Annotated in this window: 19 protein-coding genes and 1 riboswitch; all 19 genes read left to right on the forward strand. The window is 50.6% G+C overall.

The features are described 5' to 3' along the window. Positions 1 to 258, forward strand: a 258-nt coding sequence (locus tag QW71_RS32240; RefSeq protein ID WP_039309294.1) for a Sua5 family C-terminal domain-containing protein, incomplete at its 5' end; no start/stop codon positions are given. A 101-nt stretch (positions 259 to 359) separates the two neighbouring features. Next, positions 360 to 932: a manganese efflux pump gene (locus QW71_RS32245; RefSeq protein ID WP_039309295.1), complete on the forward strand. Its 573-nt coding sequence runs from the start codon at positions 360 to 362 to the stop codon at positions 930 to 932. A 99-nt stretch (positions 933 to 1031) separates the two neighbouring features. Next, on the forward strand, positions 1032 to 1619 hold the full coding sequence (locus QW71_RS32250; RefSeq protein WP_039309298.1) for a low molecular weight protein arginine phosphatase: 588 nt from the start codon (positions 1032 to 1034) through the stop codon (positions 1617 to 1619). A 50-nt stretch (positions 1620 to 1669) separates the two neighbouring features. After that, a riboswitch (ZMP/ZTP riboswitch) is annotated at positions 1670 to 1753 on the forward strand. A gap of 98 nt (positions 1754 to 1851) precedes the next feature. Next, positions 1852 to 2505, forward strand: coding sequence for a TIGR01440 family protein (locus QW71_RS32255; RefSeq protein WP_083442820.1), 654 nt, complete (start codon positions 1852 to 1854; stop codon positions 2503 to 2505). A gap of 69 nt (positions 2506 to 2574) precedes the next feature. After that, positions 2575 to 3822 carry a serine hydroxymethyltransferase gene (glyA, locus tag QW71_RS32260; protein ID WP_039309300.1) on the forward strand — a complete coding sequence of 416 codons (1248 nt, stop codon included), beginning with the start codon at positions 2575 to 2577 and terminating at the stop codon, positions 3820 to 3822. Between the two features lie 441 nt (positions 3823 to 4263). Beyond that, positions 4264 to 4893 (forward strand): uracil phosphoribosyltransferase, encoded by a 630-nt coding sequence (gene upp, locus QW71_RS32265; RefSeq protein ID WP_020426095.1) that lies wholly within the window; start codon positions 4264 to 4266, stop codon positions 4891 to 4893. A gap of 67 nt (positions 4894 to 4960) precedes the next feature. Beyond that, positions 4961 to 6121, forward strand: a complete 1161-nt coding sequence (wecB, locus tag QW71_RS32270; RefSeq protein ID WP_039309304.1) for a non-hydrolyzing UDP-N-acetylglucosamine 2-epimerase — start codon at positions 4961 to 4963, stop codon at positions 6119 to 6121. Positions 6122 to 6300: 179 nt separating this feature from the next. After that, positions 6301 to 6534 (forward strand): AtpZ/AtpI family protein, encoded by a 234-nt coding sequence (locus QW71_RS32275; protein ID WP_042140254.1) that lies wholly within the window; start codon positions 6301 to 6303, stop codon positions 6532 to 6534. After that, positions 6527 to 6904, forward strand: a complete 378-nt coding sequence (locus tag QW71_RS32280) for an ATP synthase subunit I (RefSeq protein WP_039309305.1) — start codon at positions 6527 to 6529, stop codon at positions 6902 to 6904. The genes QW71_RS32275 and QW71_RS32280 overlap by 8 nt, the downstream gene beginning before the upstream one ends. A gap of 29 nt (positions 6905 to 6933) precedes the next feature. After that, positions 6934 to 7701: a F0F1 ATP synthase subunit A gene (atpB, locus tag QW71_RS32285; RefSeq protein ID WP_039309306.1), complete on the forward strand. Its 768-nt coding sequence runs from the start codon at positions 6934 to 6936 to the stop codon at positions 7699 to 7701. Between the two features lie 107 nt (positions 7702 to 7808). Then, positions 7809 to 8021: a F0F1 ATP synthase subunit C gene (gene atpE, locus QW71_RS32290; protein ID WP_036699216.1), complete on the forward strand. Its 213-nt coding sequence runs from the start codon at positions 7809 to 7811 to the stop codon at positions 8019 to 8021. A 97-nt stretch (positions 8022 to 8118) separates the two neighbouring features. Further along, positions 8119 to 8607, forward strand: a complete 489-nt coding sequence (gene atpF, locus QW71_RS32295) for a F0F1 ATP synthase subunit B (RefSeq protein WP_039309309.1) — start codon at positions 8119 to 8121, stop codon at positions 8605 to 8607. Then, on the forward strand, positions 8604 to 9155 hold the full coding sequence (locus QW71_RS32300; protein WP_039309312.1) for a F0F1 ATP synthase subunit delta: 552 nt from the start codon (positions 8604 to 8606) through the stop codon (positions 9153 to 9155). The genes atpF and QW71_RS32300 overlap by 4 nt, the downstream gene beginning before the upstream one ends. Positions 9156 to 9166: 11 nt before the next feature. Beyond that, the gene (gene atpA, locus QW71_RS32305) at positions 9167 to 10678 is read left to right on the forward strand and encodes a F0F1 ATP synthase subunit alpha (RefSeq protein WP_039309314.1); all 1512 of its coding nucleotides are present in this window, start codon (positions 9167 to 9169) and stop codon (positions 10676 to 10678) included. Positions 10679 to 10831: 153 nt separating this feature from the next. Then, positions 10832 to 11701, forward strand: coding sequence for an ATP synthase F1 subunit gamma (atpG, locus tag QW71_RS32310; RefSeq protein WP_039309316.1), 870 nt, complete (start codon positions 10832 to 10834; stop codon positions 11699 to 11701). Between the two features lie 124 nt (positions 11702 to 11825). Further along, on the forward strand, positions 11826 to 13223 hold the full coding sequence (atpD, locus tag QW71_RS32315; RefSeq protein ID WP_039309318.1) for a F0F1 ATP synthase subunit beta: 1398 nt from the start codon (positions 11826 to 11828) through the stop codon (positions 13221 to 13223). A gap of 58 nt (positions 13224 to 13281) precedes the next feature. Further along, complete coding sequence (locus QW71_RS32320; protein WP_039309326.1) at positions 13282 to 13698, forward strand: F0F1 ATP synthase subunit epsilon; 417 nt, start codon at positions 13282 to 13284, stop codon at positions 13696 to 13698. A gap of 197 nt (positions 13699 to 13895) precedes the next feature. Beyond that, the gene (locus tag QW71_RS32325) at positions 13896 to 14153 is read left to right on the forward strand and encodes a DUF1146 family protein (protein WP_039309319.1); all 258 of its coding nucleotides are present in this window, start codon (positions 13896 to 13898) and stop codon (positions 14151 to 14153) included. A gap of 198 nt (positions 14154 to 14351) precedes the next feature. Continuing rightward, positions 14352 to 15734, forward strand: coding sequence for a UDP-N-acetylglucosamine 1-carboxyvinyltransferase (murA, locus tag QW71_RS32330; protein ID WP_039309322.1), 1383 nt, complete (start codon positions 14352 to 14354; stop codon positions 15732 to 15734). Positions 15735 to 16110 lie beyond the last annotated feature (376 nt).

Raw genomic sequence — 16110 nt, forward strand, 5'->3', positions numbered from 1 at the left:
GGCGAGATCACGGGCCTGCTCCTCTTCGAGGAGCATAGGGCCCTGTATCCCGCCGACCCGGCCGCCTGCGTCGTTTCTCTCGGCTCGTTAGCCTCGCCGGAGGAAGCGGCCCGCTCCCTGTATGCCGCCTTGCGGCGCTTCGATGAAGCGGGAGCGACCTACATTCTGGCCGAGGCCTGCCCGGTCACGGGCCTCGGCGCTGCCATAATGAACCGGCTGATGAAAGCCGCCGGTGAAGCGGTGATCGACGCCGGTTAACAGCCTACTTCCCGGCTCTGCTATCCGCCTCATAGTCATGAATACCATCTTGTCCGCATATCGTTGTTGTACAAGAACTTACGGACTTTGGGGGTATATTCATGGGCATAGGCGGAATATATGAGGGCTGGGGCCAACTCGTAACAGTTGCCATTATGGCAGTTGCGCTTGGTATGGATGCGTTCTCGCTCGGTGTAGGGATCGGGATGAAGGGTATCCGTCTGCTGCATGTGCTGCAGCTCAGCCTGCTCATTGCTTTTTTTCATGTGCTGATGCCGCTGCTCGGCTTGTTCACAGGCAGCTATGTCGGCCATCTGCTGGGTCAGGTGACCACCTATGCCGCCGGGGGGCTGCTTGTACTGCTGGGCGGACATATGATTCTGAATTCATTCCGCAAGGGTGACGGCGGGAGCCGGGCGGTGGATCACCGGACGGTATGGGGCATGCTGCTGATCTCGCTTAGTGTAAGTGTAGATTCCTTTTCGGTCGGGGTTTCACTGGGAATGTTTGTGAATAGCATAGTTATTACAGTGCTGGCCTTCGGTGTCTGCGGCGGCATGATGTCTATTACCGGACTGCTGCTGGGCAGGAGAGTAAGCCACGTGCTCGGGGATTCCGGTGAAGCACTGGGCGGAGCCATACTTTTGGCGTTTGGCTTGCTGTTCATCTTCTGATACAATAACGGCAATACAAATAAATAGAACATTTCATTGTTCAGTTCATCGGAAGCTGTTGATTAATCCGAAATTATATTCTTACCGGAGGTGGAAAGTATGCTGCATATTTTATTCGTCTGCACAGGAAATACCTGCCGCAGCCCTATGGCTGAAGGTCTTCTGCGGAAGCTTGCGGGGGAGCGGGGGATCGATGTGGAGGTGCGGTCTGCCGGAGTTTCCGCCATTTCAGGTACTTCCATATCCAGACATGCTGCCGGAATCCTGCAGGATGAAGGCATTGACGATCGTATAGTATCCTCGCAACTGACTGGAGAAGCTGTCTCCTGGGCTGATCTGGTGCTTACCCTGACCGGAGGGCATAAGCGGCATTTGCTGCAATATTTCCCTGACGCAGTTAACAAGACTTATACGCTTAAGGAATATGTGCATACGCAAGAGTCTGTGAACGCCGATATCCGTGAACTGGATAGCCTGTATGCAGATGCCGAACTCAGTATTTCGCTGGGCGGAGAGCCGAGCGCCGCTGATTTGCAGCGGATTATTGAGATCCGGCAACGGATTCCAAGCTTCGATATCAGTGATCCGTTCGGCGGCTCCCGTGAAGATTATGAGCTGACGGCTGCTGAGATCCGGACTGCATTGTACAGTTTACTGGATAAGCTGGAATCCTTACGGCGGTTGTGAAGGTGGTTGATTTTTCGCCGCCTATCCCTTAAGATGAAATAAATATTATCCGGTTCCGGTGTAACTGGCGACAAGTGTGGATCAAACCACGATGGAGCACCTGGAATAAACGGCCGGTCGCCTGGGCAAAAGAGCACATCCGCAGCTAAATCTGCGGACTGCTCTTTTTTGTTTAAATGTCGTATCTGTAGTGGAATTAGAGGCATTATCAACGCTTGAAGGGGGCGGTAAGATGGACGAAGTCCGGAAGCAGGATCTATGGGAAGAGCGCGCGTCCGGTGCGCCTTCAGCAACCGGGCAACAACCGGGCAGCGCAGAGCTGACCTTGGACGCCGCAGCTGCGGCGGTAGTCCGCGAACTGGCTGAAGCAGGGAAGCTTGGGCCCGGTAAAATCCTGGTGGTTGGAGCAAGCACCAGTGAAGTGGCGGGTGTGCGGATCGGCACCGGAGGTGCGCTTGAGGTTGCACAGCTGCTGCTGAAGGGAATTATGCAGGCCGCTGCTGAATTTGGCTTTCATCCCGTGTACCAATGCTGCGAGCATTTGAACCGTTCGCTGGTGATGGAACGTTCTTTGCTGGAATCACTGGGGCTTAGGGAGGTTTCGGCTGTGCCGGTTCCGGGAGCCGGAGGTTCCATGGCTGCGGCCGCTTACCGCTCTATGACAGATCCGGTGCTGGCCGAGACTATAGAGGCCCACGCCGGTATTGATATCGGGGAGACACTAATTGGCATGCACCTCCGCCGCGTAGCCGTACCTTTCCGGCCAAGCCTGCGCTATATCGGGGCAGCCCGGGTGAACGCAGCATGGAGCAGACCGCCGCTGATCGGCGGCGAACGGGCAGTGTACCGCACGCCGGAGACAAGCGGCTCCGCGAATTGTGACTGAGAGCAGCGTATATAACTGGTTTCGTCTTAACACCACATAAATTAGAGTAACAGGGAGGAAATAAGAAACATGGAACAACTACGTAAGAGTGACCCGGCAGTACTGGAAGCGATGGGCTTGGAACTGAGCCGTCAGCGTGCAAACATTGAACTCATTGCTTCAGAGAATATTGTAAGTGAAGCCGTAATGGAAGCCATGGGCTCCGTGCTTACGAACAAATACGCCGAAGGTTATCCGGGCAAACGTTATTATGGCGGCTGTGAAGATGTGGATATCGTGGAGAACCTGGCCCGTGACCGTGCCAAGCAGCTGTTTGGTGCCGAGCATGTCAATGTGCAGCCGCATTCCGGTGCACAGGCCAATATGGCCGTTTACCTTGCCGCGCTTAATCCTGGCGATACCGTACTGGGCATGAATCTGGCGCATGGCGGCCATTTGACCCACGGCAGCCCGGTTAATGCTTCCGGTATCCTGTATAACTTCGTGGCTTATGGCGTACAGGAGGATACTTTCCTGATTGATTATGATGAAGTGCGTAAAGCAGCCTTCAAACACCGTCCCAAAATGATTGTTGCCGGAGCAAGCGCGTATCCGCGGACCATTGATTTTGCCGCACTCGGTTCCATTGCAAATGATGTGGGTGCCTTGTTTATGGTCGATATGGCCCACATTGCCGGATTGGTTGCTGCCGGTGTTCACCCGAGTCCGGTTCCTCATGCCCATTTCGTTACAACAACTACGCACAAAACCTTGCGTGGTCCACGCGGAGGGATGATTCTGTGCAGACAGCCATGGGCTGCTGCTATTGATAAAGCGGTCTTCCCGGGTTCCCAAGGCGGACCGCTCATGCATGTGATTGCGTCCAAAGCCGTTTCCTTCGGTGAAGCGCTGCAGCCATCGTTCAAGACCTATGCCGAGAATGTAGTGAAGAATGCCAAGGTTCTGGCGGATACGCTGATCGGCGAAGGCGTTAATATTGTTTCCGGCGGTACGGATAACCACCTGATGCTGCTGGATACCCGTAATCTGAGCATTACCGGCAAGGATGCGGAGAAGGTGCTTGATTCCATCGGAATCACAGTCAACAAGAATGCGATTCCATTCGATCCTACCAGTCCGTTTGTAACAAGCGGTATCCGGATCGGTACACCTGCGGTTACATCACGTGGTATGGACGAGCCGGCTATGGTAACGATCGGCCGGATTATTGCCAATGTGCTGAAGAATCCGAAAGATGATGCTAATTTGACCCAAGCTGCACGTGAGGTGGCCGAGCTTACTGAAAAGTATCCGATCTATCCTGGTTTGCAGTACTAATATTAAGCTGCTTATTCTGCCTTTGCGGGTCCGGTACCACCGGATTCCGCAAAGGTTTTTTTGATAGGTGCAATTTCAAATGCTTTGTGGCCGGTTTCTGTTGCATAATGTTCACAAATTATAGTAAGAAAATGGTATGAATTATCATGTAATAATCATGAAAGTTCATGGAATTTTCAATAAAAGTAGTGAAAGAAATGTGAATAGTATTAAAAGTGCCTAATGGCACAAACTAAGTTTTGTTTTATATCCAGAGGCTTGGGGGAATTTCCTAAACTTTCCGTGTGGCTCTGAAATAGGAGACTGCCTTTGCAGGCGGTTTTACCCTTCTGTAGGTGAAAAGCGGCCTTGGTGATGATATAATAGACAAGATTTAGCCACGCGGGAAGCAAAGCGCTTACTCTGGCTATAAATAAGACTTACAATTACCGGAGGGACAAAATGGGAAAATTGGTGATTTGCGATCATCCATTGATTCAGCACAAATTAACATTTATTCGCGATGTGCGGACCAACACGAAAGAATTCAGAGAGCATGTCGATGAAGTAGCAACACTTATGGCTTATGAGATTACCCGTGATATTCCGCTTGAGACCATTACGGTGCAGACACCGGTGGCTGAAACGCAGAGCAAAGTGATCTCGGGAAGAATGCTGGGACTGATTCCGATTCTGCGCGCCGGCCTTGGCATGCTGGAGGGTGTCCTGAAGCTGCTTCCGGCGGCGAAAGTAGGACATGTCGGGCTTTTCCGTGATCCGGAAACGCTTCAGCCGGTTGAATATTACATTAAGCTTCCTACAGACGTGCAGGAACGTGAGCTGATCGTAATTGATCCGATGCTGGCTACAGGCGGCTCAGCCATTGCGGCCATTACCTCGCTTAAGAACCGCGGATGCACCCAGATCAAGATGATGAACCTGATTGCTGCTCCTGAAGGTGTCGCTGCTGTGCAGGCTGCACATCCGGATGTGGACATCTATGTAGCCGCACTTGATGATCATCTGAATGAGCATGGTTATATTGTCCCAGGCCTCGGAGATGCCGGTGACAGACTGTATGGAACCAAGTAGTAATACCTCTGAGGTATTAATAGAACAAACACAATTTCTGTAGTCTTCAGAAGAGAGGGTAGGGGTTATGTCCAAAATTAAAGTAATGACGATTTTCGGAGTGCGCCCCGAGGCGATCAAGATGGCGCCTCTGGTTCTTGAACTGAACAGGCACCCTGAGCAGATTGAATCCATTGTCTGTGTAACTGCCCAGCACCGTGAACTGCTTGATCAGGTGCTGGAGGTATTCAAAATTACGCCGGATTATGATCTGGACGTAATGAAGGACCGGCAGACCCTTAATGAGATCACCATCAGGGTGCTTGAAGGACTGGAACCGGTGCTTCGCGAGGTCAAACCTGACCTGGTGCTTGTACACGGGGATACACTGACCACTTTCCTGGCCAGCTATGCGTCTTTCCTGCAGCAAATTCAGGTTGGGCATGTGGAAGCAGGTCTTCGGACATGGAACAAGCTTTCGCCTTATCCGGAGGAGATGAACCGTCAGCTGACCGGCGTGCTTGCCGATCTGCACTTTGCCCCGACCGATTGGTCAGCCGGCAACCTGAGACACGAGAACAAAAAAGAATCAAGTATTTATATCACAGGCAACACTGTAACTGATGTGTTTCAATATACCGTACAGCCGGACTACCGGCATCCTGTACTGGATTTTGCTTCAGGAAAAAGACTTATTTTGATGACGGCGCACCGCAGAGAATCCCAAGGCGAACCGCACCGTCATATTTTCCGTGCTGTCAAAAGAATCGCTGATGAATTTGAAGATGTAGCCATTGTGTATCCTGTGCACCCGAGTCCTGCAGTGAAGGAACCGGCGCATGAGATCCTCGGCGGACACCCTAGAATTAAGCTGATTGATCCGCTGGATGTCGTTGACCTGCATAATTTTTATCCGCATACCCACCTGATATTGACCGATTCCGGCGGCCTGCAGGAGGAAGCTCCCTCCTTTGGAGTTCCTGTGCTTGTGCTGCGTGATACAACCGAGCGCCCGGAAGGGATCGAGGCCGGAACATTGGAGCTTGTGGGGACGGACGAGGAGAAGGTGTATCAACGGACACATGCTCTATTGACCGATCAGAATCTGTATCAGTCCATGAGCCGGGCCGCCAACCCGTATGGAGACGGCAAAGCCTCCGAGAGAATTGTCAATGCGATTTTGCACCATTTCGGAGCTGTTAAAGAACGTCCGGAAGAGTTTCACAGAATGTTCACAAATAATAAATGATGGCACGACAACTAATATACTAAAGTAAATAAAAGCAGCATACAGTGAAACTGTACGGTTTATATGGTTTTGGTATGTTTTGCTGTGATTATTTTCATGTTTTCAAGCACTTTTGAGCAATTTTCGGTGAATTGACAAAGAGTCTGGATATTCAGTAAAATTAGTTGGGATTGTAGCCTATGAAGGAACAAAAGAACGAGGCCGGACTGGGACGTATTGCTTTGGTTCTCGGGGGTGCAGGCAGCTTGCTTGCCGCTTACATTGTTATAGGTTTTTTTGTGGCAAGGTGGCTGCAGAACCTGATGGACGGACCTAAGCTTTGGCTGGCCATCGGAACAATTGCCGGGATGGTTCTCGGGGTTGTGAATGTTGCTTTGCTAATCAAAAAATTTCTGGGGGAGCAAAATGGATAATATGACTCCCGTAATCAATACCGTTACCAGGGTGACAGTAATCATTATGGCAGGCTTGTTAATGGGATGGGCTCTTCATCATGAGACCCGTACAGTTACTCTGGGCATGTCGCTGGGCTTGCTGGCAGGACTCGTTAACTTTCGTTATCTTGCCCTCAAAGTAAGAAGGGTGACACAGGCGGTTGCGGATAAACAGAAAAGTTCTTTCAGCCTTGGTTTCGCTACAAGAATCAGTTTCGCTATTCTGGTCACCATGTTTTCGGTCAAAATCGAGCATTTCTCGCTGGAGGCAACGATTGCCGGCCTGTTCATCCCCCAGCTTCTATCTATTCCCGTGGGGATATATTTAGGAATCAAGAATAAGCTGTAGCCATATTAAAGAGAAAGGGGGATGATACTATGCACGAAATGCCTTTAATCTATGTTGGCGGAATACCGATTGACCTGTCAGCGGTACTGATGCTGGTGATCAGTTCGGTGATCGTGTTCGCTCTGGTCATGCTGTCCGTCCGCAACCTGTCTGTTGATAATCCGTCACGACTCCAGAATTTTATGGAGTGGGTCGTCGAATTTGTACAGGGACTGATCAGCAGCGCCATGGATTTGAAGAAAGGGAAGCCCTACATATCACTGGGATTGACGCTGATACTGTTTATCTTCGTCTCCAATCTCCTTGGTCTGCCGTTTTCCTTCATTACAGAAGCCCATGAGCCGGTTCACATTTTTGGACATGTTATCGAAGCAACCAAAAACCTGACACATGGCGAGCATGTAGAGATTCTGTGGTATAAATCGCCGACTGCAGATATCAATGTTACCGCCGGGCTGGCGATTGTCGTGTTTGTACTAATGAACTATTTGGGAATCAAGCTGAATGGCAAACATTATTTCAAACACTATATTGAGCCGTTCCCGATCTTCTTGCCGCTTAACATCATTGAGAACCTGGCAAAGCCGGTGGCGCTTGCCATTCGTCTATTTGCTAATATTTTTGCCGGCGAGGTTCTGATTACCGTAATTCTGAAGCTGGGGATATTCAGTATCCCGTTCCTGGCTGTCTGGCAGGGCTTCAGTATCTTTGTTGGTGCGCTTCAGGCGTTTATCTTTACGATTCTGACGATGGTGTACATCGCACAGATGACGATCCACGAGGAAGAAGCACATTAATGAACTGCCGTGAGGATAGCGGCAGCCGCCGGAATACTCTTCGCGGGAGATTTTTATATCATTAAGTCATTACAAAAAGAACCGAAATTAAAGGAGGATATTTACAAATGGAATTTTTGGCAGCAGCAATCGCGGTTGGTTTAGGCGCACTCGGTGCAGGTCTTGGTAACGGTATGATCGTCAGCAAAACAGTTGAGTCCATCGCTCGTCAACCGGAAGCACGTAACGCACTGCAGACAACAATGTTTATCGGTGTAGGTATCGTGGAAGTTATTCCTTTGGCCGCTACAGTTATCGCATTCCTGATCATGTTTACTTAATAAACCGTTTTTACGGTTTGGCGGGGAGGGCAAGTGCCATCCGCGCCTTACTTTTGTATATGTCCGCATGCCGCGGTAACGGAAAGGAGTGACCTCAGTGACTATCGTTTGGACAAATATATTGTTTTCCATTATCGCCTTTGGGATCCTGTATTTCCTGCTCAGCAAATTTGCATTCAGCAAGCTGTTCGGAATTATGGAGAAGCGCCGCGAAATGGTGCTGCAGCAAATGGATGAAGCAGCCAAGACCAGAGAACAGGCGGTCGCTTACGTAGAAGAACAGAAGCAGGCTCTGCAGCAGGCACGCCAAGAGGCGCAGGCTATCATTCAGCAGTCCCAGGTTACAAGCAACAATCAGGTTGACAAGCTTCTCGATCAGGCTAAAGCTGAAGCTACCCGCCTTAAGGACGAAGCGGTCCGTGATATTGAGAGCGAGAAGAACAAGGCTGTGGAAGCTTTGCGCAGCGAGCTGGGTACAGCATCGGTCCGCATTGCATCCAAGCTGCTTGAAAAAGAAGTTAAGGCTGACGGCGAACAGGAACAACTCGTTGATCAATACCTCAAAGAGGTAGGAGGCCGACCATGAGCCGCGATACGGTAGTTGCCAAACGCTATGCCAAAGCCTTGTACAGTGCAGCAGTGGATGAAGGCATTACACTTGAAGTGGAAGCCCAGCTTAGGTTAGTAGTCGAAGTGCTTCATTATGATGCAGAGGTGAAACAGTTTATTCTGGCACCGCGCATCTCGCAATCCGACAAGCTGACTGTGCTGCGCGGGGCGCTTAAAGGTAAAGTCTCGGAAGCGGTAATGAACATGGTAGAACTGCTGGTAGAGCGGGGCAGAACCGATATTTTCGCAGAACTGCTGGCCACGTACGTCAAGATAGAAGGGGACGCCCTTGGCATCGGCGATGCTACTGTCTACTCCGCCTATTCTCTGAATCAAGAGGAACAGGATAGTGTAGCGGCAGAGTTCAGCCAGCTTACAAACCGCAAGATTCGTGTTACCAATGTGGTGGATAAGAGCCTGCTAGGCGGACTGAAGGTCATCATCGGCGATACGCTGTATGACGGCAGTCTATCCGGCAAGCTGGAGCGTCTTGAGAAATCTTTTAATGATAAGCAAAGAAGATAGGGGTGAGGATATTGGGCATCAGACCTGAAGAGATCAGCACTTTGATCAAAAATCAAATTGAGCAATATAAAGCCGATATCGAAGTGGCCGAAATTGGCACCGTCATTCAAGTCGGAGACGGTATCGCCCGTGTCTACGGTCTGGAAAACGCAATGGCAGGGGAACTGCTGGAGTTCTCCAACGGTGTAGTAGGCATGGCGCTTAACCTGGAAGAAAGCAACGTCGGTGTTGTTATCCTGGGTGAATACACAGCCATTCGTGAAGGCGATCAAGTCAAACGTACAGGACAAATTATGCAGGTTCCGGTTGGTGAAGCCATGCTGGGCCGTGTAGTTAATGCACTGGGTCAGCCGCTTGACGGCAAAGGTCCAATTGCAACGACTGAATTCCGTCCTGTAGAACATAATGCACCGGGCGTTATCGACCGTAAATCGGTTCATGAACCGATGCAGACAGGTCTGAAAGCGATCGATGCCATGGTACCAATCGGCCGCGGACAACGCGAACTGATCATTGGTGACCGTCAAACCGGTAAGACCGCGATCGCTATTGATGCGATCATCAACCAAAAAGGCAACGGCATGAAATGTATCTATGTTGCGATTGGTCAAAAACAATCTACAGTAGCACAGGTAGTAGAAACCCTCCGCCGTCATGGCGCGCTGGAATATACTATCGTTGTAACCGCGTCGGCTTCCGAGCCTTCTCCGCTGCTCTATATTGCTCCATACGCAGGCTGCGCAATGGGCGAATACTTCATGTATAAAGGCGAGCATGTTCTTGTTATTTATGATGACCTTTCGAAGCAGGCTTCGGCTTACCGCGAATTGTCCTTGCTGCTCCGCCGTCCACCGGGCCGTGAAGCATTCCCGGGTGACGTATTCTACTTGCACTCCCGTCTGCTGGAACGTGCGGCTAAGCTCAGCGATGCGCTTGGTGGAGGTTCATTAACCGCCCTTCCTTTCATCGAAACACAGGCTTCTGACGTATCGGCTTACATTCCTACGAACGTAATCTCGATTACCGATGGTCAAATCTTCCTTGAATCCGATCTGTTCAACTCCGGTCAGCGTCCGGCGATCAACGTCGGTATCTCCGTATCCCGTGTAGGGGGTTCCGCGCAGATCAAAGCCATGAAGAAGGTTGCCGGTTCCCTGCGTCTGGATTTGGCTCAATATCGTGAGCTTCAGGCCTTCTCCCAGTTCGGTTCCGATCTGGATAAATCTACGCAAGCCCGTTTGAACCGCGGTGCACGTATGATGGAGATTCTGAAACAAGGCGTAAACCAGCCGCTTAATGTTGAGCACCAAGTGCTCAGTCTGTACACCGCTGTCAAAGGACACCTGGATGATATTCCTGTCAAAGACGTGAAGCGTTTTGAGAAGGAATTCCTGGCGTTTATCGACAGCAGTGCAACTGAAATCCTGCAATCTATTACGGATACCAAGGATTTGACAGCAGATAACGAGGCAGCGCTCAAAGAAACGATCGAGAAATTCAAAAGAGGCTTTGCTACAAGCTAATATATAGAGTTTGCTCAGTTACGCTTACGAAGTGAGCTTTGGCTGTGCCAAAGCTCAGCTTATGCTTACGATGTTAGCTTTGGCTACGCCAAAGCTAAGAGAATGCTTACGAAGTCAGCTTTGGCTACGCCAAAGCTCTAAGGTGGTGAAATCATGGCAAGAAGCATGCGCGATATTAAACGTCAAATTAAGAGCGTTCAGAACACCAGACAGATCACCAAAGCGATGGAGATGGTCGCCGCCTCCAAGCTGCGCAAAGCGCAGGAGAAAGCGGAAGCTGCCCGTCCTTACTCGGAGAAGCTTAAAGAGGTGGTCTCGAGTATTGCTGCCGGTACGCAGGATGTTCAGCATCCGATGCTGGTCAGCCGGCCTGTCAAAAAAACAGGGTATTTGATCATCACCTCGGATAGAGGTCTTGCAGGTGGCTACAATGCCAACATTCTGCGTAAAGTAACGATGCTGATCGCAGAGCGGCATAAGTCCAAGGATGAGTATGCACTGTTTGTTATCGGCCGCAAGGGCCGTGACTTTTTGCGCCGCCGTGAGTACCCCATTGTAGAGGAAATCACCGAGCTGTCCGATACCCCGAAGTTTGCTGACATCAAGTCCATTGCTTATTCGGCGGTAAACCAGTTTGAGACAGGCGTCTACGATGAGCTGTACATTTGCTACAACCAGTTTATCAATGCGATCAGCCAGGTTCCGACGGTAGACAGACTTCTGCCTATGGATGGTGTAGGAAAAGGCGAGCATCACGGAGCAACAGCTGCCTATGAATACGAACCTTCTCCTGAAGGCGTGCTGGAAGTTCTGCTTCCTAAATACGCCGAAACTTTAATCTACGGTGCTCTTCTGAACGGCAAGGCCAGTGAGCTGGGAGCCAAGATGACAGCCATGGGCAGTGCAACGAAGAACGCGTCAAAAATGATCGGAGAACTAAGACTTACGTACAACCGCGCCCGTCAGGCGGCAATTACGCAGGAAATTACCGAGATCGTGGCTGGTGCGAACGCGCAGTCTTAATATGAGCGGGCTTAAGGCCTCCGGGCTTGGCCCTGCCTTGTATTTATCCGCAGAAACGGAGATGCCTGTAAAGGGTAATGGACCGTTTCTACATATGTAACAGCTTTCGAGGAGGGAAATGAAGATGAACAAAGGACGCGTTGTGAGCATTATGGGTCCGGTTGTCGATATTGAATTTGAACGCGGCCAGCTGCCCGAGATATTCAACGCTATCAAAATTGTTGGGACTCTGAGCGATGGCCGTAACATGGATCTGACTCTTGAAGTTTCCAATCATCTTGGAGATAACCTGGTGCGTTGTATCGCCATGTCTTCCACAGATGGACTGGTACGCGGCATTGATGCCATTGACCAGGGAGGACCGATCTCGGTTCCTGTTGGTGAAGCAACACTCGGCCGCGTATTTAACGTGCTTGGTAATCCAATTGATAACGGCGCTGAAGTGGTGGCTGCAAGAAACCCGATTCACCGTCTGGCTCCTACATTCGATGAATTGTCCACTCAGGCAGAAGTTCTGGAAACTGGCATTAAGGTTATCGACTTGCTTGCCCCTTACGCCAAGGGCGGTAAGATCGGCCTGTTCGGCGGTGCCGGCGTAGGTAAAACTGTAACCATCCAGGAACTGATCAACAACATCGCACAGGAACACGGCGGTATCTCCGTATTCGCAGGTGTTGGCGAGCGTACCCGTGAAGGTAATGACCTGTATCATGAAATGACGGATTCCGGCGTTATCAAGAAAACGGCGATGGTATTCGGACAAATGAATGAGCCGCCGGGCGCGCGTCTCCGCGTAGCTCTGACCGGTCTGACCATGGCGGAATATTTCCGTGATGTTGAAGGCCGCGATACGCTGCTCTTTATCGATAACATATTCCGCTTCACCCAAGCGGGTTCCGAAGTATCGGCCCTTCTCGGCCGTATGCCTTCTGCGGTAGGTTACCAGCCTACACTGGCTACAGAAATGGGTCAGCTGCAGGAACGTATTACGTCCACTAAGAAAGGTTCTGTTACTTCAATTCAGGCGATCTACGTGCCTGCGGATGACTATACAGACCCTGCACCGGCTACTGCGTTTGCCCACTTGGATGCGACTACCAACCTGGAGCGTAAAATCTCCGAAAAAGGGATTTTCCCTGCGGTTGACCCTCTGGCTTCAAGCTCGCGTATGCTGGCACCTGAAATCGTCGGAGAAGAGCATTATAACGTGGCACAAGGCGTTAAGCAGCTGCTGCAGCGTTATACTGAGCTTCAGGATATCATTGCAATCCTGGGTATGGATGAGCTGAGTGAAGAGGATAAGGTCATTGTGTCCCGCGCCCGTAAGGTTGAGCGCTTCCTGTCCCAGCCTTTCCATGTAGCAGAACAGTTCACAGGCTTCAAAGGCAAATACGTGCCGATCAAAGAAACTGTACGCAGCTTCAAAGAAATCCTGGAAGGCAAGCACGATGATCTTCCGGAAGTAGCGTTCCTGTTCGTAGGTACGATTGAAGAAGCAGTGGAAAAAGCCAAAACGTTGTAATCCTCGGCATTAGCCGGGTAGTGAGCTTTATTCTGTAAAGCTTTGAGGAGGAATGGAAGTGAATACCTTTTTGCTCGAAATTGTCACTCCGGAGCATCTGGTCTACTCCAAGCAAGTGAATAGCTTGACGGTACGTGGCGTGAATGGTGCACTGGGCATTTTGCCGGGACATATTCCGCTGGTAACTCCGCTTCAGGTTGCTCCGCTTAGCGTCAAAGCAGACGGCGTAACGGTGTCTATCGCCGTTCATGGCGGTTTCGTTGAAGTGCACAAAGATAAGGTAACGGTGCTGGCTGAAAGTGCTGAGCTGCCCAAAGATATTGATGTGGAGCGCGCTGAAGCGGCTAAGGAACGGGCTGAGCGCCGTCTTAAGCTGCAAAGCAAGCAAGATGAAATTGATCACCGCCGTGCTGAGCTGGCCTTGCAGCGCGCTGTAACGCGGATCAAAGTTTCGACCGGAAAAGGACAACAGTAGCAGAGAAGCGGTCAAGCCCAGGGCTTGACTGCTTTTTTTGCTAGTTAAGAATCTAGCAGAGTATGAACATATCGTAAACACTTAGGCTGATAATACGCCAATTGTTTAAAAATTCGTAAAAGTACTGGATTCTTTTCCCCTGCGCAAGTATGATATAAGAGTCGATTTCCGAGTTACCTTACACGGGAGGCTAATTGATGAACACAAGCTTATCCGCTGAATTGTCAAGTGCGATCGGCAGCAGCAGTTTAATTTCGATGGTAGTTTCTCTGGTCTGTGTCGCATTATCCTGGTGGGCACTTCAGAACCTAAAGCTCGATCTGGTCATAAGATATCCCAAGAGTCCTCAGGGCAGGTTGCTGCACTTGCTGCTGGCCATTGTCCTAGGCCATTTCGTGGCCGGATTTCTGCTGGATTATCTGGGCTGGAGCGGACTTATCGCCCGGATGTTTTAATGAAGGTGGGTTTGGTTATATCTCTCTTAGGCCAATGCAGTGAAAAAAGTGTCGAATAATAAGGTTTTATTATGTCAACACTGAAGTTTAAGGAATGCGTCTGCACATTAGGCGCAGTGACGGAATATTCAATATTTTAACTGACGAATTTCAAACTCAAATTAATTTCAGAAATAATGGACGCGGAGGGAAACCGAAATGAGCAAATTTATCGTCCGCGGTGGCAACAGATTGACCGGGAGCGTGAAAGTTAGCGGCGCAAAAAATTCCGTACTACCGATCATAGCCGCCTCTCTATTGGCAGAAGAAGGAGTTAGCGTCATTGTGGACGCACCTCCGCTAGACGATGTAATCACGATTAGCAAAGTGCTGGAATCTCTGGGTGCAGGTGTTACATACCAGAACGATATCATTGAGGTTGATGCCAGAAATATTACTTCCTGCGAAGCGCCTTATGAATGGGTGCGCAAAATGCGGGCTTCATTCCTGGTAATGGGTCCACTCTTGTCCCGTATGGGGCATACACGTATTTCCTTGCCTGGCGGTTGTGCCATCGGGACTCGGCCGATTGACCAGCATTTGAAGGGGTTTGAAGCACTGGGTGCCGAGATCAGTCTGGGCCAGGGCTACATTGATGCGAAAAGTAACGGAAGGCTGCGCGGAGCCAAGATTTATCTGGATGTGGCCAGCGTAGGTGCAACCGAAAATATAATGATGGCTGCGGCCCTTGCCGAAGGCATTACTGTAATCGAGAATGCCGCGAAAGAGCCGGAGATTGTTGATCTTGCGAATTACCTGAACGGCATGGGCGGTATTGTGCGCGGTGCAGGCACCGGAGTGATCCGGATCGAAGGTGTTGAACGTATGCACGGGGTAAGACATCATGTCATTCCGGACCGTATCGAGGCTGGAACCTATATGGCAGCTGCAGCGATTACGGGCGGCGATGTATATGTGGAAGGCGCTATTGCTGATCATCTGGGCCCGGTTATTTCCAAGATGGAAGAGATGGGCGTTACGGTTATTCCAGACGAGAACGGTGTCCGCGTTATCAGCGACAAGCCGCTGAAGGCTGTGGATCTCAAGACATTGCCTTACCCTGGTTTCCCTACCGATATGCAGTCGCAGATGATGGCGTTATTGCTGCGCTCCGAAGGCACCTCTGTAGTTACAGAGACGGTATTTGAGAACCGGTTCATGCATGTGGATGAATTCCATAACATGAATGCTGAGATTAAGATTGAGGGCCGTTCGGCCATCGTTACCGGTAATGCCCGTCTTGTCGGTGCCAAGGTGTGTGCTACGGATCTGCGTGCAGGCGCTGCGCTTATTTTGGCGGGCCTGGTGGCTGAAGGCACTACGGAGGTTAGCGGAACTCATCATATTGACCGTGGTTATGTGCATCTGGCTGAGAAGCTGTCGGGTCTTGGTGCGGACATATGGCGTATTTCCATGGAAGAATCAGCGGCTGCAACTGCAGCTGTGAAGGAAGAAGTACTTAAGCCGGAACCGGCAAGAAGTGAATCCTTCAAGAGCGATGAGGTCAAACCGCGCTTTCAGATTCAGCCGTCCTGGGTATAATAGCAAATTTTAATCTGAAGGGACCAGCCCGCGAATAAGCGGCTGGTCCCTTTTTTGAATTTATATGTTTTGGGGTCCCCGCAAAGTACCTGTACCATCATCGAAGCTAAAGCCCCACTTTGTGGGGTTATTTTGCTGCGCCTCCGGGCAACTCTCTTTCTCTCAGAATCACGTTCTAGCAGGTGCCGGAAATTCATATCTATAAGAATCACCGGTGCTTATGGAAGGAGCCATAGAGATGAAAGAGTTAAGATTGCTGCGGCGCATCCTGAAGCGCCCGCGCAGCGTAGCGCGTGCGCGGCGCGGGGCGCCCCGGATCAGGCGGCTGGCCCCCGCCGCCTGGCTCGCAGCGCCGCTGCTGGCGGCGCTGCTGCTG

It is taken from the genome of Paenibacillus sp. IHB B 3415 (assembly GCF_000802655.2).
GTDB lineage: Bacteria > Bacillota > Bacilli > Paenibacillales > Paenibacillaceae > Paenibacillus_AQ > Paenibacillus_AQ phytohabitans.